The organism is Pseudoneobacillus rhizolycopersici, from assembly GCF_054786815.1.
This window is the reverse complement of the sequence record NZ_JBTOOE010000220.1, coordinates 1-241: the sequence shown is the minus strand read 5'-3', so window position 1 is coordinate 241 and position 241 is coordinate 1. Positions and strand designations below refer to the sequence as shown.

1 protein-coding gene is annotated in these 241 nt (G+C 64.7%); it reads right to left on the bottom strand.

From position 1 onward, the window contains the following. On the bottom strand, positions 1 to 241 hold a 241-nt coding region (locus tag ACX9YW_RS23510; protein ID WP_460351217.1), incomplete at both ends, for a hypothetical protein.

Below are 241 nucleotides of genomic sequence, written 5' to 3'. Positions count from 1 at the left end.
GATCTGCTCGCGTGGCAGGCCGGCCCCCTGTGCATACAGATCCAGGTGCAGCGACACGGATGGGTAGTCCAGCGGATCAAAGTGTAGCCCTGCCAGGCGCAAGAACAGCGGGTCGAGGCCCATTGTGCGATAGGTGCGCCAGATATGCACGGGCTCCTCGCGCTGGCGCAGCCAGCCATCCAGGAAGCTGCGATTGTGCAGCCAGTCCTTGAACGAGGGCCTGACCATGCCCAGCGGCAGC